The organism is Streptomyces sp. KLMMK (assembly GCF_036961605.1).
Classification (GTDB): Bacteria; Actinomycetota; Actinomycetes; order Streptomycetales; family Streptomycetaceae; genus Streptomyces; species Streptomyces telluris.
This window is the reverse complement of record NZ_JBAMDC010000058.1, coordinates 1-26,501: the sequence shown is the minus strand read 5'-3', so window position 1 is coordinate 26,501 and position 26,501 is coordinate 1. Positions and strand designations below refer to the sequence as shown.

Sequence of the window (26,501 nt, the reverse complement as noted above, 5' to 3'; positions counted from 1 at the left end):
ACAGGGCCGCCCGGGCCGCGGCCGCCACCCGTTCCGGGGTGAGGCCGTGGTGGCCGTACAGGCCCTGGGCGTACCGGCCCCGGCCGGGCGTGCCGGTGTCGAAGTGGTCCAGGCACACGTGCTCGCCGGTTCCGCCGAGGAGCTGGTACCGGCCCACTTCCGCGGCCGCCCCCACCGAGACGGTGGCGGGCGCGCCGGGCGGCAGGACGGCGTCGCGGTAGGCGCCGCTCTGCCGGTGGAACCACGTGGCGCAGGGCATCGACACCACGCGCGTGGCGATGCCCTCGCGCTGCAGGATGCGGCGTGCGTCCAGGGCGGTCGGCACCTCGCCGCCCGCGGCGACGAGGACCACGTCGGGGGCCGCGGCGGCCAGGTCGGCGTCGTGGGCCTCGGCGAGGATGTAGCCGCCGCGGGCGGCCCCGTCGCCTGCGGCGACGGGGACTTCGGTGATCTGGGCGGGGTTCATGCGACGGGCACCTCCGGAGCGAGAGCGGCGAGCAGTCCGCCCACGATGCGGGGTCCTCCTTGAGTGAGGACCGATTCCGCGTGGAACTGCATGGAGGCGAAGTGGGGCCCGCGCAGCGCGTGCACCTCGCCGGTGAGCGGATCGCGGCTGACACCGACCGTGCCGACGCCCTCCACGTCCACGCTGTCGCGGTCGCTGCGGGCGGCGAAGGTGTTGTAGAAGCCGACGCGCTCGCGGCTGCCGAAGAGGTCGATCTCGCGCTGGACGCCCTGGTTGGGGACGTCCCGGCGGACGAGCTCGAAGCCGAGGGCGAGGGAGAGCACCTGGTGGCTGAGGCAGACGGCGAGGAAGGGCCGCCGTTCGTCCAGGAGGGCACGGACGGCGCCCCGCAGGTGGGCGATCTTGGGGTGGCGGCCGTCGCGCGGGTCGCCGGGGCCGGGCCCCATCACGACGAGGTCGTGCCCTCCGAAGGCGTACGGCTCGTCGAAGCGCCTGACCGTCACCGTCAGCCCCATGGCGCGCAGCTGATGGCCGATCATGGAGGTGAAGGTGTCCTCGGCGTCGACGACCAGGACGCGCCGCCCGGCCAGGCCGGGTGCGGTGAGCGCCCGGTCGGCCTCCTCGGCGAGCCAGAAGCCGGCGATGCTGTCGTTGCGCTGCTCCAGGGCGGCGCGGACGCTCGGGTGGCCGCCGAACCGGGCGGCGCCGCCGGACTCCAGGGCGGAGATCAGCCCGGCGGCCTTGGCGCGGGTCTCGGCGACCTCGGAGGCGGGGTCGGAGTGGCGCACGAGGGTGGCGCCCACCCCGATCCGCACGCTCCCGGTGCGGTCGATGTCCGCGGTGCGGATGAGGATCGACGAGTCCAGGGTGCGCTCGCCGTGCGCGTCGCGCCCGATGAGGGCGAGGATGCCGCTGTAGTAGCCGCGGCCCCGGGGCTCGTAGCGGTCGATGACCCGGCAGGCGCTCTCCAGCGGGCTGCCGGTGACGGTGGGCGCGAACATCGTCTCGCGCAGGATCTCGCGCGGGTCGCGGTCGGTGGTGCCCTCGATGAAGTACTCGGTGTGGGCGAGGCGCGCCATCTCCTTGAGGTACGGGCCCACGACGCGCCCGCCGCCCGCGCAGATGCGGGCCATCATCTTCAGTTCCTCGTCGACGACCATGTACAGCTCGTCGGCCTCCTTGCGGTCGGCGAGGAAGTCCATGACCTCGGGCAGGCTGGGCCCGGCGGCGGGGTAGCGGTAGGTGCCGCTGATGGGGTTCATCACGGCGGTGCCGCCGCGGACGCTGATGTGGCGCTCGGGCGTGGCGCCCACGAACGTGCGCTCGCCGGTGTGCACGACGAAGGTCCAGTAGGCGCCGGACTCGCGCTCCAGGAGGCGGCGGAAGAAGGTCAGGGCGTGGGCGGGGGTGTAGCCGTCGATGCCGGCGAGGAAGGAGCGCTTGATGACGAAGTTCGCGCCCTCGCCCTCGCCGATCTCGTCGGCGACGACCCGGCGGACGGTGTCCGCGTACGCCTCGTCGTCCATGTCGAAGTGCCCGCCGGACAGGGTGATCGGCGTCTCGGGGATCCGGGCGAGGACCTCCGCGAGGGGCAGGACGGCCTGGTGGGTGACGGTCATGGCGAGCAGCGGCGCCCCGTCGTCCGCGCCGCGGAAGCCCCGTTCGGCGATCTGCCGGTACGGCACGATCGCCAGGACGTCGTGGGAGGCGCCGCGGGGCGCCGTCCCGGTGGGCGCGTCCTCCGGTGCCGCCCCGGCCGGAGCGTCCTCCAGCGGGACGGACGCGAGGGTCTCCGGCCGGGAGATCCCGCCCAGGAGGAGTTCGACGGCGCCCGGTCCGGTGGACTCGGGGCGGTGGAGGAGGGCGAAGGCGGGCGGCCGGGGGCCCAGCACCCGGGCGAGCAGGTCGCCGGCGGCGTTCGCGGTCGTGTCGTCAGTCGTGTCGTCAGTTGTGTCGTCAGTCGTGTCGCCGGTCGTGTCGCCGGTCGTGTTCATGATCGGGCCCGGTCCTTTCCGCTCGGCGCTCATACCGCCGCCCCCCGTACCGCGAGCGTGTCCGCAGGGTCCCCCGCGCCCTGCAGCCGGCCCAGCATGTCCGCGGTGGTGGTGACCACGGCGCAGCGCGCCGCCGCGTACTCCAGGGCGAGGCGGTGGTACGCGGCGGAGAAGTCGGCCACGGCGTCCGCGATCAGGAACGGGCGGATGTCGTTGGTGAAGGCGTCGACGGCGCTCATCAGCACGCCGACGTGGGCGTACACCCCGCAGACGATCAGCTGGTCGCGGCCGTTGGCGCGCATCCGCCCGAGCAGGTCGGAGCGGAAGAAGGCGCTGTAGCGCCACTTGGTGAAGACCCAGTCCCCGGGGGCCGGGGCGAGCGGCTCGACGACGCGCCGGTCGGCGGGGTCGACGCGCATCCCCGGGCCCCAGAAGTCCTTGAGCAGGCCGCGCTGTTCGTCGTTCATGCCGCCGGGCTGCGCCGTGTACGCGACGGGGATGCCGAGCGCGGCCGCGGCCCCGCGCAGCAGGGCCGCGTTGGCGACCAGTTCCTCGCGCGGGTGCTCCGGCAGGTGCCCGACGAAGTAGCGCTGCATGTCGTGGATCAGCAGCACGGCGCGGGCCGGGTCGGCGTCCCAGTCGGCGGTGTTCCCGGGCAGGTCGCCCGGGGCCGGCATCGGGTAGGGCTCGATGGGGGGAATGCCTGCCATGGTGGATCAGCCCTCCCAGGCCGAGACGACGGATATGGCCTGCTGCGGATTGAGCCGGGGGTCGCAGAAGCTCGTGTACTTGTCGCCCACGTGGTCGAGTTCGGACTCGTTGCGGACGCATTCGGTGACGTGCTCGGGCGTGGTCTCCAGGTGCAGGCCGCCCGCGATCCCCCCGGAGGTCCGCACGGCGCACTGGAAGTTGCGGACCTCGCGGATCACCGTGTCCAGCAGGCGCGTCTTGAGGCCGTCGGGCGCGGTGAGGGTGTTGCCGTGCATCGGGTCGGTGAGCCAGATGACGGGGTGCCCGGCGTCGCGGACCGCCGCCACGAGCGGGGGCAGCTTCTCGCCGACCTTGTCGGCGCCCATGCGGGCGATGAGGGTGAGCCGCCCGTGCTCCCGCCCGGGGTCGAGGAGCTCGCACAGGGCCAGGATCTCGTCCGTGGTGGTCGTGGGCCCGACCTTGCAGGCCACGGGGTTGGCCACGGCGGCCAGCAGGGCGACGTGCGCGCCGTCCGTGCGGCGGGTGCGCTCGCCGATCCAGGGCCAGTGCGTGGACGTGAGCAGGGGCCGGCCGTCCTCGCCCGCGCGGACCATGGGCAGCTCGTAGTCGAGCAGGAGCGCCTCGTGGCTCGTCCACACCGGCGGGCAGACGCCCGAGCGGCGGGAGGGGTCCAGCCAGCCGAGGTGCGTCATGGCCTCGCCGGCCGCCAGGTAGCCGGAGAGCAGGCGCTGCGGGTCGGGGCGGCGGCGCTCCGGGTGGGGCTCCGGGTTGTTGACCATGTGGCCCCGGTAGACGGGCAGTTCCGTCCCCGCGACGCGCTCGGTGGCGCTGGAGCGGGGTTTGGCGAACTGCCCGGCCATGCGGCCCGCGCGGACCACCGGCTTGTGGGCGACCATCTTCAGGACCCCGGCCAGGACGTCCAGGAGGCCGGCCTTGCGGGCGACGTAGCCCGAGGTGCACTCCGCGGGGTCCTCCGCGCAGTCGCCCGCCTGGACGACCTGGGCGGCGCCGCGGGCGACCTCGGCGAGGTGGTGGCGCAGGGTCCGTACGTCGTCGGCGCGGACGAGGGCCGGGCGGCGCGCCAGCTCCTCGCGGACCCGGCGCACCTGGGGGGCGTCGCCCCAATCGGGCTGCTGGAGAGCGGGTTTGTCCTGGACGTCGAGCAGAGCGTCGGTCATGGGGTTCTCCAATAAACGCTTAAGTGACTGCTCTTGAGAACAAGCAAGCATGCAAGGCAAAGCAAGGGGCGTGCCCGGGTTCGTGAGCGGCGGCTCCCTGGGTCGCTGGGGTGAGAGGCAGGGGTGGTGCCGGTGGCGTGCGGGATTCGGTGGCCGCGTGCGGGCTTCGTCCGGCCGCGGACGCGGTCGGTTCTCGATCGTCCGAGACCGCCCCTGTTCCGCCAATGCCGCCCCGCTCACTCCGTCAGATGGGGCCCGACTCCATCAGATGACTGTCAAGACTCCGTTCGCGCCAAGTTGACGGAGTACCGACAAGCTGTTCCCGCGGTGCCCCGGACCGGACTTACTGTCGTGCTCTCTGCCCTGGGTGTTTCCGCGGCCGATCCGGAGAGGGGGCGACCCTGCCATGGGAGAGCGCACGGTGACGTCTGGTGGTGAGGTCCTGCGGGAGCTCCTCGCGGAAGGCGTCTCCCCCTGGCTCGACGGCCTGCGCCGCTCGCTCCTCGCCTCCGGCGCCCTCGCCCGGCTCGTCGCCGCAGGCGAGGTGCGGGGGGCCACGTCCGACCCCGGGGCGCTCGCCGCCGAGGTCGCCGACGGCACCGCCTACGGCCAGCAACTGGCCCACCTGGCCTGCCGGTCCGTCCCGCCCACGACCGCGGTGCAGGCGCTGTGCGCCTACGACCTGCGGGCCGCCTGCGACGAGCTGCGGCCGGTTTTCGCCGCCACGCGGGGACTCGACGGGCATGTGTCGATGGGCCCGGATCCGTGGCTGGCGGGCGGCTCCCGTGTGACGGCCGAGGCCTTCGCCGACGCCGCGGCCGCCCTGCACGGGGCCGCCTGCCGGCCCAACGCGCTGGTGAGGATCCCCGCCACGGACGAGGGGCTCGCCGCCACCGGAGCGTGCCTGGCCCGCGGCATCGGCGTGCACGTCACCGGCATCTTCTCCGTGCGCCGCTACGAGCAGGTCGTGGACGTGTGGTTCGCCGGCCTGGAGCGGGCCCGGGCCGCCGGCCTCGACCTGTCCGCCATCCCCTCGCTCGCCTCGCTGCCCGTGGCCCGGATCGACGCCGAGGTCGACGCGCGGCTGCGGGCGGCGGGGCGTGCGGGCGGCACGGTGGGCCCGGGGGTGCGGGGCACCGCCTCCCTCGCCGTCGCCCGGCTGGTGTACCGGCGCTACGAGGAAGGGCTGGGCAGCGCGCGCTGGCGGGTCCTGGCCGCGGCGGGGGCCCGCCCGCAGCGGGTGATGTGGTCCGTCGGCTCCCCCGTCGAGTCGGAGCCGCGCGGCGTGCCGTACGTGGAGTCGCTCGTGGCCTGGGGCACCGTCAGCGCGATGTCCCGGACGACGCTGGCCGCGGCGGGGCGGCGCGGGCGCCTGCGGGGGGACACGCTGACAGGGCAGGAAGGGACGGCGCGGGCCGCCGTGGTGCGGTTCGAGGCGGCGGGGGTGTCGTTCGACGAGGTGGCGCGGGCGCTGGAGGCGGAGAGTGCGGTGCGGGCGGGGCGGGCGTGGGGTGCGTTGCGGGGGGCCGTGGCGGACCGGTTGCGCGGGGGGCCGGGCGGGTGAGCGGGCCCCGCCCTTCCCTGTCGCTCGCCGCCGGCGGGCCGGGCCCCGCCCGCTTCGTCTCCTCAGATCGTCACCCTGTCCTTCGCTGCGTGGCGGTCCGGGAAGTCCGTGCCCGTGAGGGCGGTGAGCGGGGCCGCCTTCACCGCCGTTTCCTCGTACTCCTCCTCCGGGTCGGACAGGGCGATGATCGCGCCGCCCACCCCGTACCGCACCCGGTCCGCCGTGACCACGGCCGTGCGGATCACGACGCTCAGGTCGACCGCGCCGCTGAGCGAAAAGTAGCCGATGGCGCCCGAGTACACGCCGCGCGGGCCCTGTTCCAGGCGTTCGATGATCTGCATGGTGCGGACCTTGGGCGCGCCGGTCATCGAACCCGGCGGGAAGGCCGCGCGGACGCAGTCCACGGGCGAGCGGTCCGGGCGCAGCGTGGCCCGTACGGTGCTCACGAGCTGGTGGGCCTTGGCGTAGCTCTCCACGCGGAAGACGTCCTCCGCCTCGACGGAGCCGACTTCGGCGCAGCGGCCGAGGTCGTTGCGGACCAGGTCCACGATCATCAGGTTCTCGGCCCGGTCCTTCTCGCTGGCCGCCAGGTCCGCGGCGAGCAGGGCGTCCTCCTGCGGGGTCGCGCCCCGCGGGCGGGTGCCCTTGATGGGGCTGGACTCGGCCCGGCCGTCCCGGTCGATGCGCAGGAACCGTTCGGGCGAGGTGCTGAGGACCGAGAGCCCGCCGAAGGACAGGAGGGCGCCGAAGGGCGCGGGGCTGGTGCGGCGCAGGAAGCGGTAGCCCTCCCAGGGGTCCAGGGTCCCGGCGGCCTCGGCCATGTTGGTCAGGCAGACCTCGTAGGTCTCCCCGGCCGCGATCTGTTCCTGGCACTCGTCGATGAGCTGCAGGTAGGCGTCGCGGCCGTGGCGCAGCCGGAGTCCGCCGAACGCACCGGGGCGGCCGGCGGGAAAGGGCCGCAGTCCGGCGAGGGCCGTGAGCTTGCGGGCGGTGGCGTCGAACCACGAGCGGGCCGCGGTCTCGTCGCCGTCCTCGGCGAGTGCGAGGAGGTGGGTGGTGCCGGTCGTGTGGTCCAGGACGAGCGCCCTGTCCGCGAAGACCATGGTGGCGTCCGGCTCGCCGGGCCTGGGGCCCGGTTCGCCGCCGCACTCCGCCTTCAGGCCGTAGCCGAGGTAGCCCACCCAGCCGAGTGTGAAGTCGCAGGGGAGGGCGGGGGTTTCGGCGCGGGTGGCCCGGAGGTCCCGGTCGAGCCAGTCCAGGAATCCTCCCGTCACCACCTCCGTGCCGTGCCGGCCGCGGACGGTGACCGTGCTGCTGTGGACGTCCGCGGAGGCGATCCGGGCGAGCGGCCCGGAGGCGTCGCCCATGACGGAGAACCGTCCGGTGGGACCGTCGCGCCTGCTGCTGTCGAGCCAGTAGGCGTGCGGGCCCCGGCGGAAGAGGCGGTCGAAGACGACCTCGTCCTCCCAGCGGGTCGGCAGGGCCGCGGTGAGGACGCGCAGGCGGCGCCCGGGCCGCGGCTTCTCCGGTGGGCGGAGGGCCGCGGGGCGGGGCCTTGGACTCCGCCGCACCCCGTGGAGCCGCTCCGTCATCCGGCGAAAGTTGTCCAGAATGCGGTGCCCGTACGCGCTGCCGATCGACTCGGGGTGGAACTGGACCCCCCACAGCGGGAGCTCACGGTGGCGCAGCCCCATGACCGTGCCGTCGGCGGTGCGCGCCGTCACCTCCAGGGACGCGGGCAGCCGGCCCACGGCCAGCGAGTGGTAGCGCACGGCCGCGAAAGGGGACGGCAGTCCCTCGAAGAGGCCGGTGCCGTCGTGGTGGACGGGCGAGACCCGGCCGTGGCGGGGCTCGGGCGCCCGGCCGACTTCGCCTCCGTACACCAGGGCAATGCCCTGGTGGCCGAGGCAGACGCCGAGCGTGGGCAGCGTGCCGTGGCGCAGGATATCGGCGCAGATTCCGAAGTCGGCCTCGCGTTCCGGGGTGCCGGGTCCGGGCGAGAGGACGACATTGTCGAATTCGGCGAGCCGACCGGTTTTCCAGAACGGGTCGTCGTTGGTGACGACTTCCGGTTCCCGGCCGTTGACTTCGGCCAGATAGTGGAACAGGTTGTAGGTGAAGGAGTCGTAGTTGTCGACTAATAACGTACGCACGTATCCCCCGTCTCGGCGTTATCGGACGACTTCCGGGCGGCGGGCCGAATCCGCCGCCGGTGTCACCTCCAGCAGCATGTGCTCGACTTCGTGTTCGCCTTCCCGTACGGCGGTGCGGCGCACCACGTCCAGCCGGCGGCCGCACCGGTCCGCGATGCGGCGCAGGGCGGACACGTCCCCCCGGCTGCTGAAGTGCAGCAGGACCCTGCCGCCCGGGGCCAGCAGGCCGGGCGCTCCTTCCAGGAAGCGGCCGTGCGCCGCATAACCGGGGTCGACGTAGGCCCGCTCGTGCATGGTCCGGGGCCGGTACTCCGCCGGCGCCAGCACGTAATTGGAGGACCAGAAGACCGTGTCGAACCGTTCTCCCGGATCCAGCCGGTCGAAGAGGTCGCTGCGGAGGGCGCGGACCCTGCCGGACACTCCGTGCCGGGCCGCGTTCATCGAGGTGTTCAGTACCGCCGCGGGATTGATGTCGGCGGCGACCACACGGGTGCAGCCCGCCAGGGCGGCGGCGACGGCGACGACGCCGGTGCCGCTGCCGATCTCCAGCAGTGATCCCCGCGGGGCACCCGGTGCCCCGGACAACCGCGGGGTGTCCGTCTCCGCGGACGTACCGGCGAGGCCGAGCAGGTCGAGTGCGATTCCCGTCGCCGGCGAGTAAATCGGAGCAAATACTTCCGGTAAGAGATCCCAGTCGAGGCCGCACATCGTGAAAGCGGACGGCCGGTCCTCCCGCACGCGCGCTTGACGGCTGCGTTCGAGAGAGAGTCTGTAGTCGCGTACCCCCGTCATACCGAGCCCCCTGAATCGGCGACAACTCCCGGCCGCGTGCCGGGTGTTCATCAACCTTCACCTATAAGGGCACTTAACAGGAAGGTGATCCAGTAACACACCGTCGGGATTCGGCGGTGGTCCGGACACCACCGGACACACCCCGCCGCGCCTGCGGCGGCCGCCGCCGCCGTCTTGATCGGCTGCGGTTGACGCACCACTGCCCGTGTGCATAGCTTCCCCGCATACCGTGCCGCGGCTCTATCCGTGCGGCAGAGCGCACCGGACCCGGGGGGCATCGTGTCGCAAGGCATGTCCGAGGACGGCATATTCGCCGTGCTGGAGCTATTGGCCGCCGGGGCGCCGGCCCAGGAATACGAAGCCCTCGTCGAACGGGTCCGCCGCGCCGGCGCGCAGCCGCAACTCCTCGACCGGCTCGGCGACGCGGTCCAGCTCGGCCTGTCCATAAGGACGTGGACGGAGCGTCAGCAGCAGCGCGAGGCCGGCATGTCCGCGCTGATCGACACCGCGCGCGACCTCGCAACCCCGCACGACCTCGACACCCTCCTGAAGGTCATCCTCCGGCGGGCCCGGCGGCTCCTGGCCGTCGACATGTCGTACATCGGCATGTACGCCGAGGGCGAGCGGTACGTGAGCATACGGGCCGCCGACGGCCACACCACCGCGCTCAACGTGGGCCTGCGGCTGCCCGGCGGCAGCGGGCTGGGCTCCGCGGTCATGGACAACCCCTCGCCGTTCTGGACCCCGGACTACCTCGCCGACGAGCGCATCCAGCACAGCGGCGAGATCGACTACGTCGTCAAGGCCGAGGGGCTGCAGGCCGTCCTCGCCGTCCCGCTGAGCCGCGGCGCGCACCCCTTCGGCACCCTCTACGTGGCCGAGCGCAAGGTCCGGCACTTCACCACCGACGAGATAGCGCTCCTCAGCTCCCTCAGCGACCTGGCCGGCGTGGCCATCGAGAAGGCCGAGCTGCTGGACCGCACCACCGCCCTGGTGGCCGAGCTGGAGCAGCACTCGACCCGCGTCGAGGCCGGGCTGCGCAGCGCCCAGGAGCTGAGCGACGCCCAGCACCGGCTGATCCAGCTGGTGCTCGGCGACTGCAACCTGGACGCCCTCGCCCGCGCCTCCGCCACGGAGCTGGGCGCGGCGGTCCAGGTGTGCGCCGCCAACGGCACCGTCCTCACCTCGGCGGGGCTGGTCCGGGAGGCCGCGAAGGCCGCGGACGACGACGGGGACGCGGGGGCCGCCGGGGATGCGGACGACGACGGGGAGGCCGTCCCGGCCGAGACGCTGCTGGTGCCCGCCGCCATGGACGCCCACGCCGCCCGCGAGCCCGTGGCCCTGGCCGACGGCCTGTGGGCCGTGCCCATCTCCGCGGGCACCGGCAGCAACCTCGGCACCCTGCTGCTGCGCCCCGACCGCCCCGACGCGGTGCAGGACGAGCGGCTGCTGCGGCTGGTGGCCCAGGTCATGGCCGTGCAGCTGCTGGTGGAGAGCAGCCGGACGGCGATCGCCGAGGGGCAGGTGCGCGACGACTTCCTCGCCGACCTGCTGGCGAGCCCGCAGCGGCCCCCGCACCAGCTCGAACAGCACGCGCGGCGGCTGGGCATCAACCTGAGCAAGCCGCACGTCGTGGTCGTGGCGCGCCCCGAGGGCGACGCCCGCGGCAAGATGGCCATCTGGGCGTCCTCCTACGCGCACCGGCTCAGCGGGCTGAAGAGCATGCACAACGGCTGCGCGGTGCTGCTGCTGCCGGGCACGGACCCGGGCGGCGCGGGCCGCGCCGTCTCCGCGGAGCTGTCGCCGCTCCTCGGCCACCCGGTGACGGTGAGCTCGGCGGGCCCGGTCGCGGGCCCGGCCTCCGTCCACCACGGCTTCCAGGAGGCGCTGCGCTGCCTGGACGCGATGACGTCGCTGGGGGTCATCGGCCGGTCGGCGTCGGTGCGCGAGCTGGGCTTCCTCGGGGTGCTGCTCTCCGACAACCACGACGTGGAGGGGTTCGTCGACTCGGCCATCGGGCCGGTGATCGACTACGACCAGCAGCGGTTCACCGACCTGACGCGCACGCTGGAGACGTACTTCGAGGCGGGCGGCAGCCCGACGAACGCGGCCAAGAAGCTTCATGTGCACCCCAATACCGTGGCCCGTCGCCTGGAGCGGATCAGCGAGCTGCTGGGCCCGCAGTGGCAGCAGCCCGAGCGCGCCCTGGAGGTGCAGCTGGCCCTGCGGGTCTTCCGGGTGCGGCACAGCCTGCGGATGCGGGACCGGGCCGGGCCCGGCGAGGGCGGGGACACCGCCGGGGCTCAGGAGACGTAGCCGAGCGGGAGGCGCTCCTCCGGCCCGCCGGTGAGCGCGGCGACGGCGTGGGCCGCGGAAGCGAGCGTCACGTGCCGGTGCCAGCCGCTGAAGGAGCGGCCCGCGAAGTCCCGGATGCCGACGTCGTCGGCGATCTCCCGGAAGTCCCGGTCGACCCGGTCCAGGAGCTTGCCCAGGCGTACGAGGGCGGCGGGCGGGACGTTGACGAGGTCCGTCAGCCACAGCTCGGCCGGCCAGCGGTGGCCGTTCTCGCCCACGCCCAGCAGGAGTAACTCCCTGCGCCGCACCGGCCCGGGCGCGGCGGCCGTGCGCAGCGCGGGCAGCCCCACGCGGACGGCCGCGGTCAGCGAGGTCCGCACGACCCGCGAGGGACCGTGGTCGCGCCACATCACCGGGCGGCGCATGTCACGGGCCGCGCCGAGGATCTGGTGGGCCGGCAGCGCCTCGGAACCGCGGCCGGGCACGGCCGGGTCGGACACGGTCAGCCGCAGCGAGTTGCTGATGCGCACCAGGGCCGGCACTCCGGCGGCGCGCAGCCGCAGCAGGGCCGCGGGGGCGTCCATGTCGCGGGCGTCCAGCACCAGCGGACGCAGCGGCAGCCCCCAGTCGCGCATCATCCCGGCGTACGCCTCCACCGTGCACTCCCCCAGGGTCTCGGGGCGGACGGAGTCGGGGATGCAGGCCTGGCTGCGGCGCAGCCCGTCCCCGAGCCAGGCGTCGGAGAGGTGCAGCCGCCAGTTGACGGGGGTGCTGCGCTCGGCGGAGGCGGCCCAGACGCCCACGGCCTGCTGCGCGTTGAGCACCTGGCCGACGGCCGGGCAGAAGCGCCGGTCGACGCCCACGGAGTTGTCCCCGGCCTTGGGGATGACCATCGGCCGGACGACCCACGCGTGCGGCGGCGCGACCCGGGTCAGGTAGTGGGCGAGGGCGCGGCGCACCGGCGTCCAGTCCCAGGTGGAGCTGGAGATGAAGTGGTGCAGGCTCTGCTCGGCGGCCTGGCCGCCGGTGAGCGCCGCGATGTTGCGGATGGACTTGCGCCCCTGGGTGCCCAGCAGGCCGCGTACGTAGGCCTCGCCGCGCCGGCGCTGGTCGCTGCGCGGCAGCGAGGCGAAGAGCGCGGAGCACAGCTCGGCCAGGACGGCGTCCCGGGTCTCGGGGCAGGCCGGTGCGGGCGCCTCGTGCCGGGCGGTCCGCGGATAGAGAGCAACACCACTCATCGGAATCCCCCATCTCGGCTGCTGGTGGCACTGTCAACGGTGCGCTCGCGCACCCTCCGGCGCCCAGGTGTGAAGGGCACCCCCGTGGCCCCTCATTTGGTGGTCCCACCACCACCCGGGGCTCTCCCGGGGCCTCGCCGGGGGCCTTGAGGGCCCCGGAGGTGTGCCCGGACCACCACCCCGGCGGCGGGTCGGGGGGCCAGTCGGCGGACGGGGTCGAAGCCGCGCGGGGCGTTGCGGATACGGTGGTCCCATGCACCGGTGCGGACCGCCCCTCGGGGACGTCCGCGCCGATACCGCGGGCAGCATTGGGCCGCGCGGGCGCAGCACACCGGAAAGGAACACGTGAGCAGGTTGTTGGTGCAGGTCAGCGCGGTAGTCCGGAGCGTGGGGTAAGCGTCGTGCACATTGTGATCATGGGCTGCGGGCGGGTCGGCTCGGCCCTCGCCCAGACCCTTGAGCAGCAGGGTCACACGGTGGCCGTGATCGACCAGGACCCGACGGCCTTCCGCCGCCTGGGCTCCGGGTTCGGCGGCCGCCGCGTGACCGGCGTCGGCTTCGACCAGGACACCCTGCGCGAGGCGGGCATCGAGGAGGCGGGCGCGTTCGCGGCCGTCAGCAGCGGTGACAACTCCAACATCATCGCGGCCCGCGTGGCCCGCGAGATGTTCGGCGTGGAGAACGTGGCCGCGCGGATCTACGACCCCCGGCGCGCCGAGGTCTACCAGCGGCTCGGCATCCCGACCGTGGCCACCGTGCGGTGGACGGCCGACCAGATGCTGCGGCGGCTGCTGCCGTCCGGCGCGGAGCCGCTGTGGCGCGACCCGAGCGGCGGCGTCCAGCTGGCCGAGGTGCCCGCCTCGGACGCCTGGGTGGGCCACAAGATCAGCAAGCTCCAGGAGGAGACCGGCGTGCGGGTGGCGTTCCTCACCCGGTTGGGCGAGGCGATGCTGCCGGCCTCCTCGACGGTGTTGCAGGAAGGCGATCTGGTGCATGTGATGATGCGCACCGACGAGATCGAGAAGGTCGAAGCGGCGTTCGCGCACGGCCCCGAGGAGGCGCACGCATGAGGGTCGCCATCGCCGGTGCCGGTGCCGTCGGCCGCTCCATCGCGGGCGAGCTGCTGGAGAACGGGCACGAGGTGCTGCTCATCGACAAGGCCCCGACCGCCATCTCGGTCGAGCGGGTGCCGCTCGCGGAGTGGCTGCTGGCCGACGCGTGCGAGATCACCTCGCTCGACGAGGCCGCGCTGCAGCGCTGCAACGTGGTCATCGCCGCCACGGGTGACGACAAGGTCAACCTGGTCGTCTCCCTGCTGGCCAAGACCGAGTACGGGGTGCCCCGGGTCGTGGCCCGGGTGAACAACCCCAAGAACGAGTGGCTGTTCAACGAGTCCTGGGGCGTCGACGTGGCCGTGTCCACGCCGCGCCTGATGTCGGCGCTCGTCGAGGAGGCCGTGAGCGTCGGCGACCTGGTGCGCCTGATGCGGTTCAGCCAGGGCGACGCCAACCTCGTGGAGCTCACGCTGCCGCCGGAGTCGGCGCTGGCCGGCACCCGCGTCGGGGACGTGGCCTGGCCGGACGACACCTCGCTCGTCACGATCATCCGCGGCAACCGGGTGCTCACCCCCAGCCGGGAGGATTCCCTGGAGGCCGGTGACGAGCTGCTGTTCGTCGCGGCCCCGGCGCGCGAGGAGCAGCTGGAGGACCTGCTGTCGGCGACGACGGACGCCGGCTAGCGCACACGCGCACGAACGCCGGGCGGGCTCGAGGATCGAGCCCGCCCGGCGTTCGTTTCGTAGGTGAGGGGGGAGATCAGCTCAGGGCTTTGCTGCTCTCCGCCTTCTCCGCGCGCTCCGCCTCTTCCATCTCCGCGATCACATCGATCGGCGGCGGCGCCTTGGCCAGGAAGATCCAGGTCAGGTAGACCGAGAGCAGCATCGGCGGGATGCCGAGGGCCACCTTCACCCAGCCGAGCTGGGTGGCGTCGCCCCACCAGTACAGCGGGAAGAGGATCGCCGACTTGGTCAGCAGGATCAGGCCCCAGGCCCAGCTCGCCTTGGTGTAGGCGACCTTGCGGCCGGGGTTGCGGGTGCGCCAGGAGAGGTTCTCCTTGAACACCGGGCCGAGGATCAGGCCGAGCAGCGGATAGCCCACCAGGGACGTGACGATGTACGCCACGGCCAGGCCCAGGGTGTAGAGCATGCCGGGCAGGTGGAAGTTCTTGGCGTCGCCGGTCATCATCGCGAAGACCGCGCCGATGGCGACCCCGAAGACACCGCTGAAGGCGTGCTTGACGGTGTCCTTGCGCAGCAGCCGGGCGATGCCCATCAGCAGCGAGAGGCCCAGCGCGGCGATGGCCGCGGTGTGGATGTCCCGCTTGACCGTGAAGATCGCTACGAAGACCAGGCCCGGCACGGTCGTCTCGACCATGCCCCGCACCCCGCCGAAGGCCTCGAAGAGGGCGGCTTTGGTCGCCGCCGATGCGTCGGCGCCGTCACCGCCCGTCCCCTGCTGGTCCGTCATCGGCTTGTCGAGAGACGTCACCCGCTACTCCTGTCCGAGCGGTCGGAGTTCGTACTTGGGATTGAACAGCACCCGGCGGCCACGGCTCATCGAGATCCGGCCGGAGGCGATCAGCTTACGGCCGGGCTCTATGCCGACGATGGAACGGCGGCCGAGCCACACGACGTCGAGCGCGGCCGAGCCGTCGAACAGCTCGGCCTCCAGCGCGGGCACCCCGGCACGGGGGCGGAGCGTTACGGTCCGCAGTGTGCCGGTGACCTTGACTATCTGCCGGTCGTCGCAGTCGCATATCCGCGTGCAGCCCGTGGCCTCCGCGTCCTGCTGCAGTTCTGCGTGGTGCAGCTCCTCCTGCGAGGTGGACAGCCGGTCGAGCATCCGGCGGAAACGGCCGGTCGGCTTCTCGGAACGGGGTACGGCACTCATGAACCCAGCGTACCGGCAGCCCTCCGGGCGGGTTCCTGCCCCGCGACCGGGCTGCCGTTTCGTCCTCACAGCTCGAAGCGGTACCCCATCCCCGGCTCCGTGATGCTGCAGCTCCCGGGGGACAACCCCCGGACCCCCGGCCGACAGGCCGCCACCGCCCTCACAGCTCGAAGCGGTACCCCATCCCCGGTTCCGTAATGAAGTGCTTCGGGTGCGAAGGGTCACGTTCCAGCTTGCGCCGGAGCTGGGCCATGTACACCCGCAGGTAGTTCGTCTCCGTGCCGTAGGACGGGCCCCAGACCTCCTGGAGCAGCTGCTTCTGGCTGACGAGACGGCCCGTATTGCGGACGAGCACCTCCAGCAGGTGCCACTCGGTCGGCGTCAGCCGCACATCGCGGCCCTCGCGGTTGACCTTCTTCGCCGCGAGGTCGACGGTGAAGACCTCGGTCTCGACGATCGCGTCGTCCCCCGCGGCCGCCGCCCCCGTGGGCTCGGCGCGCCGCACGGCGGCCCGCAGCCGCGCCAGCAGCTCGTCCATGCCGAACGGCTTGGTGACGTAGTCGTCCGCGCCGGCGTCCAGCGCCTCGACCTTCTCGTCGGAGGTCTGGCGGGCGGACAGCACCAGGATCGGCACCCGGGTCCAGCCCCGCAGTCCCTTGATCACCTCGACGCCGTCCATGTCGGGCAGGCCGAGGTCGAGGATGACCACGTCGGGGTGGCGGGCGGCGGCGAGCTGGAGGGCCGTCGCGCCGTCGGGCGCGGCGTCGACCTCGTACTTCCGCGCCTTGAGGTTGATCACGAGGGCGCGGACGATCTGCGGCTCGTCATCCACCACGAGCACCCGGTTCATCGGTAACCACCTCTGCTGTTCGTTCGGGCCCGCCGGCGGGGCCCGGGATCGGGGACTGCTGGACTGTCGGTGTGCGGGGGACGGCTCACGAGGTGGCCTGCGCCGGGAGGTCCGGGCGGACCGGGGCGACGCCGTCGGCGGCCCGCAGGGTGAGCACCATGGTCATGCCCCCGCCGGGGGTGTCCTCGGCGGCGAGGGTGCCGCCCATGGCCTCGGCGAAGCCCCGGGCGACGGCCAGGCCGAGGCCCACGCCGGCGCCGCGCGGAGCGTCCCCGTAGCGCTGGAAGGGCTCGAAGATGCGGTCCTTGGCGCTGTCGGGGACGCCGGGGCCGCGGTCGGCCACCCGCACCTCCACGCGGTCGCCCAGGGCGCTGGCGGCGACCAGGACGGGCGTCCCGTCGGGGCTGTGCTTGACGGCGTTCTCGACGACGTTGGCGACGCTGCGCTCCAGCAGGCCGGGGTCGACGGCGACCATCGGCAGCGTCTCGGGGATGTCGAGGGCGACGCTGCCCTCGGGGACGCCGCCCAGGGCCATCGGCACCACCTCGTCGAGGTCGATCTCGCGGATCAGCGGGGTGACGGTGCCGGTCTGCAGCCGCGACATGTCGAGGAGGTTGCCGACGAGGTGGTCGAGGCGGTCGGCGCCGTCCTCGATGCCGGCCAGCAGCTCGGCCTCGTCCTCCTCGGACCAGGCGACGTCGTCCGAGCGCAGGGAGGTCACCGCGGCCTTGATCGCGGCGAGCGGGGTGCGCAGGTCGTGGCTGACGGCGGCGAGCAGGGCGACGCGGATGCGGTTGCCCTCGTCGAGGCGGCGGGCCCGCTCGGCCTCGCCGACCAGCCGCTGCCGGTCCAGGACGACCGCGGCCTGCGCGGCGAAGGCGGCGAGCACCCGGCGGTCCTCGGCGGGCAGGACGCGCCCGGAGAGGGCGAGCGCCATGTTGTCGCCGACGGGCATGTCGACGTCGGCGTCCTCGGGCCGCAGCAGGGGCTTGCCCGAGTTGGTCACGACGGCGGCCGCGCAGGTCCACGGGTCGACGTCGCTGGTGCGCTCCAGCAGCGCCACGGACTCCATGGCGAAGGTCTCCCGGACCCGCTCCAGCAGGGCCTCCAGGCTGTTGTCGCCGCGCAGCACGCTGCCGGCGAGGAAGGAGAGGATCTCGGACTCGGCGCGCAGCCGGGCCGCCTGGTGGGTGCGGCGCGCGGCCACGTCCACCACGGACGCCACGGAGACCGCGACGAAGACGAAGATCGTGATGGCGACGATGTTCTTGGGGTCGGTGATCGTCCACCGGTGGAGCGGCTCGACGAAGAAGTAGTTCAGCATCAGCGAGCCGAAGGCCGCGGAGGCGAGCGACGGCAGGAGGCCGCCGAGCAGGGCCGCCGCCACCGTCGTGCACAGGAACAGCAGCATGTCGTTGGCGAGGCCGAGGTCTGCCCCGATGTGCGTCAGCAGCAGGCTGAGCAGGGCCGGGCCGCCCAGGCCGACGAGCCAGCCGGCCACGATGCGGCCCCGGCCGAGGCGGGCGCCGCGCGCCACGGGCAGGCCGCGGCCCTTGGCGACCTCCTCGTGGGTGACGATGTGGACGTCCAGGTCGGGCCCGGAGTCGCGGGCCACGGTCTGGCCGACGCCGGGGCCGAAGATGTACTGCCAGTTCTTGCGCCGGCTGGAGCCGAGCACGATCTGGGTGGCGTTGACCCCGCGGGCGAACTCCAGCAGCGAAGCGGGCACGTCGTCCCCGATCACGTGGTGGAAGGTGCCGCCGAGGTCCTCGACCAGGGTGCGCTGGACGGCGAGCTCCTTGGGCGAGGCCGAGGTGAGCCCGTCGCTGCGGGCGATGTAGACGGCGAGGATCTCGCTGCCGGAGCCCTTGGCGGCCATGCGCGCCGCGCGGCGGATCAGGGTGCGGCCCTCGGGGCCGCCGGTGAGGCCGACGACGATGCGCTCGCGGGCCTGCCAGATGGTGGAGACGCTGTGCTCCGTGCGGTACTGCCGCAGGTACTCGTCGACGCGGTCGGCGGTCCACAGCAGGGCGAGCTCGCGCAGCGCGGTCAGGTTGCCGGGCCGGAAGTAGTTGGAGAGGGCGGCGTCGACCTTGTCGGGCTTGTATATGTTCCCGTGGGCCATACGGCGGCGCAGCGCCTGGGGCGACATGTCGACCAGCTCGATCTGGTCGGCGCGGCGCACGACCTCGTCGGGCACGGTCTCCTGCTGCCGCACGCCGGTGATCGACTCGACGACGTCGCCGAGCGACTCCAGGTGCTGGATGTTGACCGTGGAGACGACGTCGACACCCGCCTGGAGCAGCTCCTCGACGTCCTGCCAGCGCTTGGTGTTGCGCGAGCCGGGCACGTTGGTGTGGGCGAGCTCGTCGACGAGGACGACGGCGGGCCGGCGGGCGAGCACGGCGTCGAGGTCCATCTCGGTGAAGACGGCCCCGCGGTAGGTGATCTCCCGGCGGGGCACCTCCTCCAGCCCGTGGAGCATGACCTCGGTGCGCGGCCGGTTGTGGTGCTCGACGAAGCCGACCACGGCGTCCGTGCCGCGCTCCACCCGGCGGTGGGCCTCCGAGAGCATCGCGTACGTCTTGCCGACGCCCGGTGCCGCGCCGAGGTAGATCCGAAGCTTGCCGCGTCCCATGGCCCCATTGTCTTTCAGGTCACGCGGCGGTGTCCGGGCGGTCCGCGCCGGCCGGATGTGCTGATGTGCTCGCACTGCCGCGTACGGTCGACCTTACGGCCAAAGTTCTGGACATATGGGGCGACCGGGGGTGCCGGACGCGGTATTGACGCAGCTCTGACGCCCTGCCCCGTGACTTTTGCGCGACCCGTCCGGTCCCGGCCGGGAGGCGGGCTGACAGCATGGCGGCATGACTGACGTACGCACGGCGCACACGTCCGGGCTGACCGACGCGGAACTCGCCGCGGTCCGCGCCCTCGTGGACGACGCGTTCGAGGGGGACTTCTCCGACGAGGACTGGGACCACACGGTGGGCGGCATGCACGCCCTCGTGTGGGAGGGCGGCGAGCTGATCGGCCACGGCTCCCTCGTGCAGCGCCGGATGCTGCACCGCGGGCGGGCCCTGCGCGCCGGATACGTGGAGGCCGTGGCCGTCCGCGGGGACCGGCGCCGGCGGGGCGTTGCCTCGGCCGTGATGGACGCGCTGGAGGAGGTGCTGCGCCGCGGCGGCTACGAGCTGGGGGCGCTGGGCGCGGCGGACGAGGCCGTGCCCCTCTACGCGGGCCGCGGCTGGCAGCAGTGGCGCGGCCCCTCGGCGGTGCTCTCCCCGGCGGGCGTGCAGCGCACCGAGGAGGAGGACGGCTGCATCTACGTGATGCCGCTGACGGCGAAGCTGGACCTGGACGCGGAGCTGGCCTGCGACTGGCGGCCCGGCGACGTCTGGTGACGGACGGCCGGGCTCCGGCGGTGCAGGCGGGGGCCATGGCGGTGCAGGCCGGGGCCCGGCGGCCCGGGTGACCTGCGGCCCCTCCCCCGCGCCTCAGCGCGGACGGGGCACCGGCCTGCGGCCCAGCAGGTCGGCCAGCCCCTGCCGGGTGGCCGCGACGATGACGCGGTCCTGGCCGCCCAGGACGTAACGGGCGGGGAGGTCCTGCAGCAGGCGGGTCTCCTCCCGGGCGGAGGCCTCCAGGCGGCCGGAGGCGTCCAGGCGCCGGGTGGTCACCGCCAGCGCCCGCCACGCGCCGGGCACGAACGCCTCGCCGGCGGGCTGCCCGTTCAGCTCGGGGCGGCCCTCCACCTCCAGCGCCGCGATGAGGACGACCTGCCGCTCGACGGGGACCGCCCCCAGGATCTGACGCCCTATCATCGCGCCCGCGAAGGCCGGGGCGACGAGGAAGGAGACGCTGCGGCTGCGCGTCCACGCCCGGGGGTGGGAGGCGCGCAGGGTGCGGTAGACGGCCTTGGCGAAGCGGTCGTCGTACAGCCGCATGACCACCCGCACCCCGGGGTTGACCGCGCGTGCGTACAGCACGGCCTCCAGGTTGGTGATGTCACTGCTGGTCAGCGCCAGCAGCGTGCCGCTCTGGCCGACCTTGGCGGCGTCCAGCACTCCTTCCTCGGTGACGTCGCCGATGATCGTGGGCACGCGCAGCGAGCGGGCGAGCGCGACGCCGCGGGCCTGCGGGTCGCGCTCCACGCACACGACGGGGATGCCGAGCTCGCGCAGCCGGGCCAGCACGCGGGTGCCGATCTTGCCCAGGCCCAGCAGCACCACGTGGCCGGACAGGCCGCGCCGCGGGCGGCGCAGCGCCGAGGCGGAGCGGAACGTCCCGAGCCCTTCCAGGGCGGCGGCCACCAGCAGGGGCAGGAGCAGCAGGCCCGTGAGCCCGGAGAGCAGCTGGAGGACCTTGCGGCCGTGGCCCTCGCCGATCGCCGGGTCGTTGATGGCGAAGAGGTCGAGCAGCGAGAGGTAGACCGCGTGCGTCGGGTCGTCGCTGGTGACGCTCCAGGACGCCACGGCCAGCGCGCAGACGGCGGCGGTCAGCAGGCCGAGGGCCCAGCGCAGGCGCCCGGAGAAGAAGGACCCGAGGGGCAGACCGCGCACGGTCGGGCGGACCGGCATGGGCTGCAGGGCGAAGGGCACCGCCTCCAGGACGACCTCGGCACGCCCCTCGGTGCCCGGCGGCCGCGGGTCGTCCGGCAGCAGCAACGGGCCGTCGCCGTCGAGGACTTCCGCGCTCCCGGGCCGCGGCGGCGCCGAGAGCAGGGCGAGGGTGCACAGCTCCCGCCCCCGCCCGCGCCCGGCGACCGCGTGGGACCGCTCGGCGGCCCGCAGCATCAGGCCGCCGGCCTCGATGACCTTGCTGTGCCCGGAGACGGCCGCGGTGACGAGGACGGGGGCCGCGGTGTCGGCGTCCGACAGGACGGTGGTGGTGGCGGCTTCCGTGTCGGTGACGAGCGCGCCGTCCACGGCCGCGGCCAGCTGGGCGGCCTGGTCGAGCAGCTTCGCCAGGTGCTCGCCGAGCCTGCGGTTGTAGAGGCGGATGACGAGCCGGACGCGCGGGTTGAGGCGGCGGGCCAGGAGGGCCGCCTGGACGTTGGTCTCGTCGTCGTCGTAGACGAGGGCGAGCGCGGTGGCGTGGGCCACCCCCGCCTCGGTGAACGCCTCCTCGCCGGGCTCCGCCGCCTCCAGCACCCGGACGAGGCCGCCGCCCGCCGCGGTGCCGTTCCGGTCGGGCGCGCCCGCGCGGCCGACGACTCCGGTGACGCGCCCGAAGAGCGCCGCGGCACGGCCGAGCGCGGGTGCAGGGCGCTGGCGGGCCTCGCGCGCAGGCGGCAGGACGACGGTGACGCGCTCGCCGTAGACGCCGGAGAGCTCGGCGGCGAGCCGGTGCACGAGCCCGTCGTCACCGCACACCACCATGTGCGGGGCGGCCGGGACGACATGGGGCTGCGGGTTCAATGTGACCACGTTCAACAGAGTGCCCCGCGCGGGTCGAACATTCACCGGATTTCCCACCCCCGGATGTAAGGGGTGGTACACGAAGACGGACGGGGCCGCCGGTCGGCCGGCAGGCCCCGTCCGTGCTCCCGCGGTTCGCGCTACTTCTTCGCGAGCTCCTGCAGCGCGATGTTGAGCTTCAGGACGTTGACGCGCTCCTCGCCCATGAAGCCGAGGATGCGGCCGTCGACGTGGGCCTCGACCAGCTTCTCGACCTTGCCCGCCGGCAGGCCGTTGGCCTCGGCGACCCGCTTGGCCTGCAGCCGCGCGTACGCCGGGGAGATGTCCGGGTCGAGGCCCGAGGCGGAGGCCGTCAGGGCGTCCACGGGCACCGCCGACGGGGAGACGCGGTTGAACGCGGCGACGTCCGTGCGGCGCTGCTCGACGGCGTCCAGCAGGGTCTTGCTGTCGGCGGCGAGGTTCGAGGCACCGGAGACGATCAGCTTGTACTGCGTGTTCTCGGCGTTCGGGCCGGCGGCCGACGGGCGCGGCTGGAAGAACTTCGGATCGGGAAGCGGGTTGCCGTCCTTGTCCTTCTTGTCGAGGTCGTAGCTCTGGCCGAGCCGCTCGGAGCCGACGGACTTCCCGCCGGCCTTGATCTCGGAGCCGTTGGCCTTGTCGTGGAAGGCCGCCTGGGCGATGCCGGTGACGACCAGCGGGTAGACCACCCCGCAGACCACCGTGAGGACGAGCAGGGCGCGGAGCCCGGCGCCCAGCAGGCGGACCGTGCTGTGTACGGAGTTGTTCATGGTGACGTCACCCGATGCCAGGGATGAGGGAGATGAGCATGTCGATGATCTTGATGCCGATGAACGGGGCGACCAGGCCGCCCAGTCCGTAGATCCCGAGGTTGCGCCTCAGCATGCTGTCGGCGCTCATCGGCCGGTAGCGCACGCCCTTGAGGGCCAGCGGCACCAGCGCGACGATGATCAGCGCGTTGAAGACGACGGCGGAGAGGATGGCCGACTCCGGGGAGGTCAGGCTCATGATGTTGAGCTTGTCCAGGCCGGGGTAGGCCACCGCGAACATCGCCGGGATGATGGCGAAGTACTTGGCGACGTCGTTGGCGATCGAGAAGGTCGTCAGGGCGCCGCGCGTGATGAGCAGCTGCTTGCCGATCTCCACGATCTCGATGAGCTTGGTGGGGTCGGAGTCCAGGTCCACCATGTTCCCGGCCTCCTTGGCGGCCGAGGTGCCGGTGTTCATGGCCACGCCCACGTCCGCCTGCGCGAGCGCGGGGGCGTCGTTGGTGCCGTCGCCCGTCATCGCCACCAGCTTGCCACCGGCCTGCTCGCGCTTGATGAGCGCCATCTTGTCCTCGGGGGTGGCCTCGGCGAGGAAGTCGTCGACGCCGGCCTCCTCCGCGATGGCCTTGGCCGTCAGCGGGTTGTCACCCGTGATCATGACGGTCTTGATGCCCATGCGGCGCAGTTCCTCGAACCGCTCCCGCATGCCCTCCTTGACGACGTCCTTGAGGTGGATGACGCCGAGGACGCGCGCGCCCTTCTCGTCCTCGAGCGCGACGAGCAGCGGCGTGCCGCCGGCCTGGGAGATCCGGTCGGTGAGCTCGCGGGCGTCCTCGGCGACGCGGCCGCCGCGCTCCTCGACCCAGGCGATGACCGAACCGGTCGCACCCTTGCGGACCTTGCGGCCGTCGACGTCGACGCCCGACATACGGGTCTGCGCCGTGAAGGGCACCCACTCGGCGCCGGTGAGCTCGCCCTCGTGGCGCTCGCGCAGGCCGTACTTCTCCTTGGCGAGGACGACGATCGAGCGGCCCTCGGGCGTCTCGTCGGCGAGCGAGGAGAGCTGGGCGGCGTCGGCGACCTCGGCGGCCGTGGTGCCCTTGACGGGCACGAACTCCGCCGCCCGGCGGTTGCCGTAGGTGATGGTGCCGGTCTTGTCGAGCAGCAGCGTCGAGACGTCGCCCGCGGCCTCCACCGCGCGCCCGGACATCGCCAGGACGTTGCGCTGCACCAGCCGGTCCATGCCCGCGATGCCGATCGCGGACAGCAGCGCGCCGATGGTCGTCGGGATGAGGCAGACCAGCAGGGCCGCCAGGATGATCATCGACTGCTCGGCGCCCGCGTAGATCGCGAACGGCTGGAGCGTGATGACGGCCAGCAGGAAGACGATCGTCAGCGAGGCGAGCAGGATGTTCAGCGCGATCTCGTTCGGCGTCTTCTGCCGGGCCGCGCCCTCGACCAGGTTGATCATCCGGTCGATGAAGGTCTCGCCGGGCTTCGTCGTGATCTTGATGACGATGCGGTCGGAGAGGACCTTGGTGCCGCCGGTGACCGCCGAGCGGTCGCCGCCGGACTCGCGGATGACCGGGGCCGACTCGCCGGTGATGGCCGACTCGTCGACGGACGCGACGCCCTCGACGACGTCGCCGTCGCCGGGGATGACGTCGCCGGCCTCGCAGACGACCAGGTCGCCCACGCGCAGTTCGGTGCCGGGCACCGACTCCTCGGCGTCGCCGTTCAGCCGGCGGGCCACCGTGTCGGTCTTGGCCTTGCGCAGGGTGTCGGCCTGGGCCTTGCCGCGGCCCTCGGCCACGGCCTCCGCCAGGTTGGCGAACAGGACCGTCAGCCACAGCCAGACGGTGATCGCCCAGCCGAACCAGTCGCCCGGGTCCTTGACCGCCAGCCCGGTGGTGACCACCGAGCCGATCAGGACCACGAACATCACCGGGGACTTGACCATCACCCGGGGGTCGAGCTTGCGGAACGCGTCCGGCAGCGACTTCATCAGCTGCGCGGGGTCGAAGAGGCCGCCGGAGACGCGCCCGGGCCCCTGGGATCCCTGGGACGGGGCGTCCTGGGGCTCCTCGGACGTGGGCCGGACAGGGGTGGTCGTGCTCATGAAAGTCCCTCCGCCATCGGGCCAAGGGCCAGGGCCGGGAAGTAGGTCAAGCCGGTGATGATCAGGATCGCGCCGACGAGCAGGCCCGCGAAGAGCGGCTTCTCGGTGCGCAGGGTGCCGGCGGTCTCGGGGACGGGCGTCTGCTCGGCGAGCGAGCCGGCCAGCGCCAGCACGAAGACCATCGGCAGGAAGCGGCCGAGCAGCATGGCGAGGCCGATCGTGGTGTTGTACCAGGGCGTGTTGGCGTTCAGGCCCGCGAAGGCCGAGCCGTTGTTGTTGGCACCCGACGTGAACGCGTAGAGGACCTCGGAGAAGCCGTGCGCGCCGCTGCCGTCCACCGAGTTGCCCTTGACGTTCAGGATCGACTCGGGCGGCGAGGACAGCGCCATGGACAGGGCGGTGAAGCCGAGCACCAGGGTCGGGGTGATGAGGATGTAGCACGCGGCGAGCTTGATCTCGCGGGTGCCGATCTTCTTGCCGAGGTACTCGGGCGTGCGGCCGACCATCAGGCCCGCGATGAAGACCGCGATGATCGCCATGACGAGCATGCCGTAGAGGCCGGAGCCGACGCCGCCCGGCGCGATCTCGCCGAGCATCATGCTCAGCAGCGTGATGCCGCCGCCCAGGCCGGTGAAGGAGGAGTGGAAGGAGTCCACCGCACCGGTGGAGGTGAGCGTCGTCGTGGTCGCGAAGATCGCGGAGGCGCCGACGCCGAAGCGCTGCTCCTTGCCCTCCATCGCCCCGCCCGCGGCCTGCAGCGCGGCGCCGTGGCCCGCGTACTCGGTCCACATCATCAGCGCGGTGAAGCCGAGCCAGATCACGCCCATGGCCGCGAGGATCGCGTAGCCCTGCTTGACGTTGCCGACGAGCTTGCCGAAGGTCCGCGTCAGCGAGAACGGGATGATGAGGATCAGGAAGATCTCGAAGAGGTTGGAGAAGGCGTCGGGGTTCTCGAACGGGTGGGCGGAGTTGGCGTTGAAGTAGCCGCCGCCGTTGGTGCCGAGCTCCTTGATGACCTCCTGCGAGGCCACGGCGCCGCCGTTGACCTGCTGGGTGCCGCCGGTCAGCTGACCGATCTCGTGGATCCCGGAGAAGTTCTGGATGGCGCCGCAGGCGACCAGCACCAGTGCGCCGATCACCGAGATCGGCAGCAGGATGCGGACGGTGCCGCGCACCAGGTCGGCCCAGAAGTTGCCGAGCTCGCCGGTGCGCGAGCGGGCGAAGCCGCGGACGAGTGCGACGGCCACGGCGATGCCGACGGCCGCGGAGACGAAGTTCTGCACGGCGAGGCCGAGCGTCTGGACGGCGTGGCCCATGGCCTGCTCGCCCGAATACGACTGCCAGTTGGTGTTGGCGACGAACGAGGCGGCGGTGTTGAAGGCCTGGTCCGGGCTGATCGCGGTGAAGCCCAGCGACAGGGAGTCGGGGAGTATGCCCTGGATCCGCTGCAGCAGGTACAGGAAGAGGACGCCGGCGACCGAGAAGGCCAGCACGCCGCGCAGGTACGCGGGCCAGCGCATCTGCGCGTCCGGGTCGGCGCCGATGGTGCGGTAGAGCAGCTTCTCCACGCGCAGGTGCTTCTCGGAGCCGTAGACGCGGGCCATGTAGTCGCCGAGCGGGCGGTGGACGAGCGCCAGCGCCGCGATGAGCGCGGTGAGCTGGAGGACTCCGGAGAGAACGGGGCTCATATCTGTACTCAGAACCTCTCCGGGAAGACGAGGGCGAGGATCAGGTAGCCCAGCAGGGCGACGGCCACGACCAGGCCGACGATGTTCTCGGCGGTCACAGCTTCGTCACCCCCTTGGCGACGAGAGCCACCAGCGCGAAGACCGCGATCGTGGTGACGACGAAGGCCACGTCGGCCATCGTGTGCTCCTAGAGAGGGTTCGGATATGAACGGACCATCACAGGAAACCGCCCCCGGGAGCCCTCGCACGCTCCGTTGACGCGCTCTATACGGCCATTAGCGCCCCCTTGACGCAATCCAT

General features: G+C 73.0%; 21 protein-coding genes. 5 read left to right on the top strand and 16 right to left on the bottom strand.

Annotated elements, in window-relative coordinates; translation table 11 throughout:
- The 4 genes from V7793_RS12890 to V7793_RS12875 form a co-directional block, all read right to left on the bottom strand.
- Positions 1 to 466 (bottom strand): transketolase-like TK C-terminal-containing protein (locus V7793_RS12890; protein WP_336005889.1); only part of this gene is annotated, 466 nt, incomplete at its 3' end.
- Positions 463 to 2,460 carry an anthranilate synthase family protein gene (locus V7793_RS12885; protein WP_336005888.1) on the bottom strand — a complete coding sequence of 666 codons (1,998 nt, stop codon included), beginning with the start codon at positions 2,458 to 2,460 and terminating at the stop codon, positions 463 to 465. The genes V7793_RS12890 and V7793_RS12885, both read right to left, overlap by 4 nt.
- A gap of 29 nt (positions 2,461 to 2,489) precedes the next feature.
- A complete protein-coding gene (locus V7793_RS12880) occupies positions 2,490 to 3,170 on the bottom strand; it encodes an isochorismatase family protein (RefSeq protein ID WP_336005886.1) in 681 nt (226 codons plus the stop codon).
- 6 nt (positions 3,171 to 3,176) lie between these two features.
- Positions 3,177 to 4,349, bottom strand: a complete 1,173-nt coding sequence (locus tag V7793_RS12875) for a 3-deoxy-7-phosphoheptulonate synthase (protein ID WP_336005884.1) — start codon at positions 4,347 to 4,349, stop codon at positions 3,177 to 3,179.
- 406 nt (positions 4,350 to 4,755) lie between these two features.
- Here V7793_RS12875 and V7793_RS12870 point away from each other — a divergent pair, with 406 nt between their 5' ends.
- Entirely contained in the window at positions 4,756 to 5,913 is a 1,158-nt protein-coding gene (locus tag V7793_RS12870) for a transaldolase family protein (protein ID WP_336005882.1), read from the top strand.
- 62 nt (positions 5,914 to 5,975) lie between these two features.
- Here V7793_RS12870 and pabB read toward each other — a convergent pair whose 3' ends face one another.
- Both pabB and V7793_RS12860 read right to left on the bottom strand, forming a co-directional pair.
- On the bottom strand, positions 5,976 to 8,066 hold the full coding sequence (gene pabB / locus V7793_RS12865) for an aminodeoxychorismate synthase component I (protein ID WP_336005878.1): 2,091 nt from the start codon (positions 8,064 to 8,066) through the stop codon (positions 5,976 to 5,978).
- Between the two features lie 18 nt (positions 8,067 to 8,084).
- Positions 8,085 to 8,858 (bottom strand): methyltransferase domain-containing protein, encoded by a 774-nt coding sequence (locus V7793_RS12860; RefSeq protein ID WP_336005875.1) that lies wholly within the window; start codon positions 8,856 to 8,858, stop codon positions 8,085 to 8,087.
- A gap of 291 nt (positions 8,859 to 9,149) precedes the next feature.
- On the opposite strand from V7793_RS12860, the gene V7793_RS12855 reads away from it, so the two are divergent.
- Positions 9,150 to 11,174, top strand: a complete 2,025-nt coding sequence (locus V7793_RS12855; protein WP_336005872.1) for a helix-turn-helix domain-containing protein — start codon at positions 9,150 to 9,152, stop codon at positions 11,172 to 11,174.
- On the opposite strand, the gene V7793_RS12850 is transcribed toward V7793_RS12855, so the two are convergent.
- Positions 11,162 to 12,391: an IS701 family transposase gene (locus tag V7793_RS12850; protein ID WP_336005869.1), complete on the bottom strand. Its 1,230-nt coding sequence runs from the start codon at positions 12,389 to 12,391 to the stop codon at positions 11,162 to 11,164. The genes V7793_RS12855 and V7793_RS12850 overlap by 13 nt on opposite strands.
- Before the next feature lie 401 nt (positions 12,392 to 12,792).
- Between V7793_RS12850 and V7793_RS12845 the strand changes: the two genes are divergently transcribed.
- Positions 12,793 to 13,461 (top strand): potassium channel family protein, encoded by a 669-nt coding sequence (locus V7793_RS12845; protein WP_336005867.1) that lies wholly within the window; start codon positions 12,793 to 12,795, stop codon positions 13,459 to 13,461.
- Positions 13,458 to 14,129 (top strand): potassium channel family protein, encoded by a 672-nt coding sequence (locus V7793_RS12840; protein WP_336005865.1) that lies wholly within the window; start codon positions 13,458 to 13,460, stop codon positions 14,127 to 14,129. The genes V7793_RS12845 and V7793_RS12840 overlap by 4 nt, the downstream gene beginning before the upstream one ends.
- 76 nt (positions 14,130 to 14,205) lie before the next feature.
- Here the strand turns inward: V7793_RS12840 and V7793_RS12835 are convergent, their stop codons facing one another.
- The 4 genes from V7793_RS12835 to V7793_RS12820 all read right to left on the bottom strand — a co-directional run bounded on the left by V7793_RS12835 (position 14,206) and on the right by V7793_RS12820 (position 18,827).
- Positions 14,206 to 14,937 carry a DUF3159 domain-containing protein gene (locus tag V7793_RS12835; RefSeq protein WP_336005862.1) on the bottom strand — a complete coding sequence of 244 codons (732 nt, stop codon included), beginning with the start codon at positions 14,935 to 14,937 and terminating at the stop codon, positions 14,206 to 14,208.
- Between the two features lie 3 nt (positions 14,938 to 14,940).
- Positions 14,941 to 15,339 (bottom strand): OB-fold nucleic acid binding domain-containing protein, encoded by a 399-nt coding sequence (locus V7793_RS12830; protein ID WP_079110128.1) that lies wholly within the window; start codon positions 15,337 to 15,339, stop codon positions 14,941 to 14,943.
- A 160-nt stretch (positions 15,340 to 15,499) separates the two neighbouring features.
- Positions 15,500 to 16,189, bottom strand: a complete 690-nt coding sequence (locus V7793_RS12825) for a response regulator (RefSeq protein ID WP_058042159.1) — start codon at positions 16,187 to 16,189, stop codon at positions 15,500 to 15,502.
- Positions 16,190 to 16,274: 85 nt separating this feature from the next.
- Entirely contained in the window at positions 16,275 to 18,827 is a 2,553-nt protein-coding gene (locus tag V7793_RS12820) for a sensor histidine kinase KdpD (protein WP_336005853.1), read from the bottom strand.
- Between the two features lie 229 nt (positions 18,828 to 19,056).
- Here V7793_RS12820 and V7793_RS12815 point away from each other — a divergent pair, with 229 nt between their 5' ends.
- Positions 19,057 to 19,593: a GNAT family N-acetyltransferase gene (locus V7793_RS12815; protein WP_336005851.1), complete on the top strand. Its 537-nt coding sequence runs from the start codon at positions 19,057 to 19,059 to the stop codon at positions 19,591 to 19,593.
- A 93-nt stretch (positions 19,594 to 19,686) separates the two neighbouring features.
- On the opposite strand, the gene V7793_RS12810 is transcribed toward V7793_RS12815, so the two are convergent.
- From V7793_RS12810 to kdpF, 5 genes are all read right to left on the bottom strand, one after another.
- Complete coding sequence (locus tag V7793_RS12810; RefSeq protein ID WP_336005894.1) at positions 19,687 to 21,570, bottom strand: NAD-binding protein; 1,884 nt, start codon at positions 21,568 to 21,570, stop codon at positions 19,687 to 19,689.
- Positions 21,571 to 21,749: 179 nt separating this feature from the next.
- On the bottom strand, positions 21,750 to 22,397 hold the full coding sequence (gene kdpC, locus V7793_RS12805) for a potassium-transporting ATPase subunit KdpC (protein WP_336005849.1): 648 nt from the start codon (positions 22,395 to 22,397) through the stop codon (positions 21,750 to 21,752).
- Positions 22,398 to 22,404: 7 nt separating this feature from the next.
- Positions 22,405 to 24,513, bottom strand: coding sequence for a potassium-transporting ATPase subunit KdpB (gene kdpB / locus V7793_RS12800; protein WP_336005846.1), 2,109 nt, complete (start codon positions 24,511 to 24,513; stop codon positions 22,405 to 22,407).
- Positions 24,510 to 26,201, bottom strand: a complete 1,692-nt coding sequence (kdpA, locus tag V7793_RS12795; RefSeq protein WP_336005843.1) for a potassium-transporting ATPase subunit KdpA — start codon at positions 26,199 to 26,201, stop codon at positions 24,510 to 24,512. The genes kdpB and kdpA overlap by 4 nt, the downstream gene beginning before the upstream one ends.
- Before the next feature lie 8 nt (positions 26,202 to 26,209).
- Entirely contained in the window at positions 26,210 to 26,299 is a 90-nt protein-coding gene (kdpF, locus tag V7793_RS12790) for a K(+)-transporting ATPase subunit F (protein WP_043188605.1), read from the bottom strand.
- Positions 26,300 to 26,501 lie beyond the last annotated feature (202 nt).

What these genes read in the sequence shown, in the direction of transcription:
- V7793_RS12885 (WP_336005888.1), bottom strand. Translation starts at nt 2,460, where the DNA reads ATGAACACGACCGGCGACACGACCGGCGACACGACTGACGACACAACT.
- V7793_RS12880 (WP_336005886.1), bottom strand. Translation starts at nt 3,170, where the DNA reads ATGGCAGGCATTCCCCCCATCGAGCCCTACCCGATGCCGGCCCCGGGC.
- V7793_RS12875 (WP_336005884.1), bottom strand. Translation starts at nt 4,349, where the DNA reads ATGACCGACGCTCTGCTCGACGTCCAGGACAAACCCGCTCTCCAGCAG.
- V7793_RS12870 (WP_336005882.1), top strand. Translation starts at nt 4,756, where the DNA reads ATGGGAGAGCGCACGGTGACGTCTGGTGGTGAGGTCCTGCGGGAGCTC.
- V7793_RS12860 (WP_336005875.1), bottom strand. Translation starts at nt 8,858, where the DNA reads ATGACGGGGGTACGCGACTACAGACTCTCTCTCGAACGCAGCCGTCAA.
- V7793_RS12855 (WP_336005872.1), top strand. Translation starts at nt 9,150, where the DNA reads ATGTCCGAGGACGGCATATTCGCCGTGCTGGAGCTATTGGCCGCCGGG.
- V7793_RS12850 (WP_336005869.1), bottom strand. Translation starts at nt 12,391, where the DNA reads ATGAGTGGTGTTGCTCTCTATCCGCGGACCGCCCGGCACGAGGCGCCC.
- V7793_RS12840 (WP_336005865.1), top strand. Translation starts at nt 13,458, where the DNA reads ATGAGGGTCGCCATCGCCGGTGCCGGTGCCGTCGGCCGCTCCATCGCG.
- V7793_RS12830 (WP_079110128.1), bottom strand. Translation starts at nt 15,339, where the DNA reads ATGAGTGCCGTACCCCGTTCCGAGAAGCCGACCGGCCGTTTCCGCCGG.
- V7793_RS12825 (WP_058042159.1), bottom strand. Translation starts at nt 16,189, where the DNA reads ATGAACCGGGTGCTCGTGGTGGATGACGAGCCGCAGATCGTCCGCGCC.
- V7793_RS12820 (WP_336005853.1), bottom strand. Translation starts at nt 18,827, where the DNA reads ATGGGACGCGGCAAGCTTCGGATCTACCTCGGCGCGGCACCGGGCGTC.
- V7793_RS12815 (WP_336005851.1), top strand. Translation starts at nt 19,057, where the DNA reads ATGACTGACGTACGCACGGCGCACACGTCCGGGCTGACCGACGCGGAA.
- V7793_RS12810 (WP_336005894.1), bottom strand. Translation starts at nt 21,570, where the DNA reads ATGGTGGTGTGCGGTGACGACGGGCTCGTGCACCGGCTCGCCGCCGAG.
- kdpC (WP_336005849.1), bottom strand. Translation starts at nt 22,397, where the DNA reads ATGAACAACTCCGTACACAGCACGGTCCGCCTGCTGGGCGCCGGGCTC.
- kdpB (WP_336005846.1), bottom strand. Translation starts at nt 24,513, where the DNA reads ATGAGCACGACCACCCCTGTCCGGCCCACGTCCGAGGAGCCCCAGGAC.
- kdpA (WP_336005843.1), bottom strand. Translation starts at nt 26,201, where the DNA reads ATGAGCCCCGTTCTCTCCGGAGTCCTCCAGCTCACCGCGCTCATCGCG.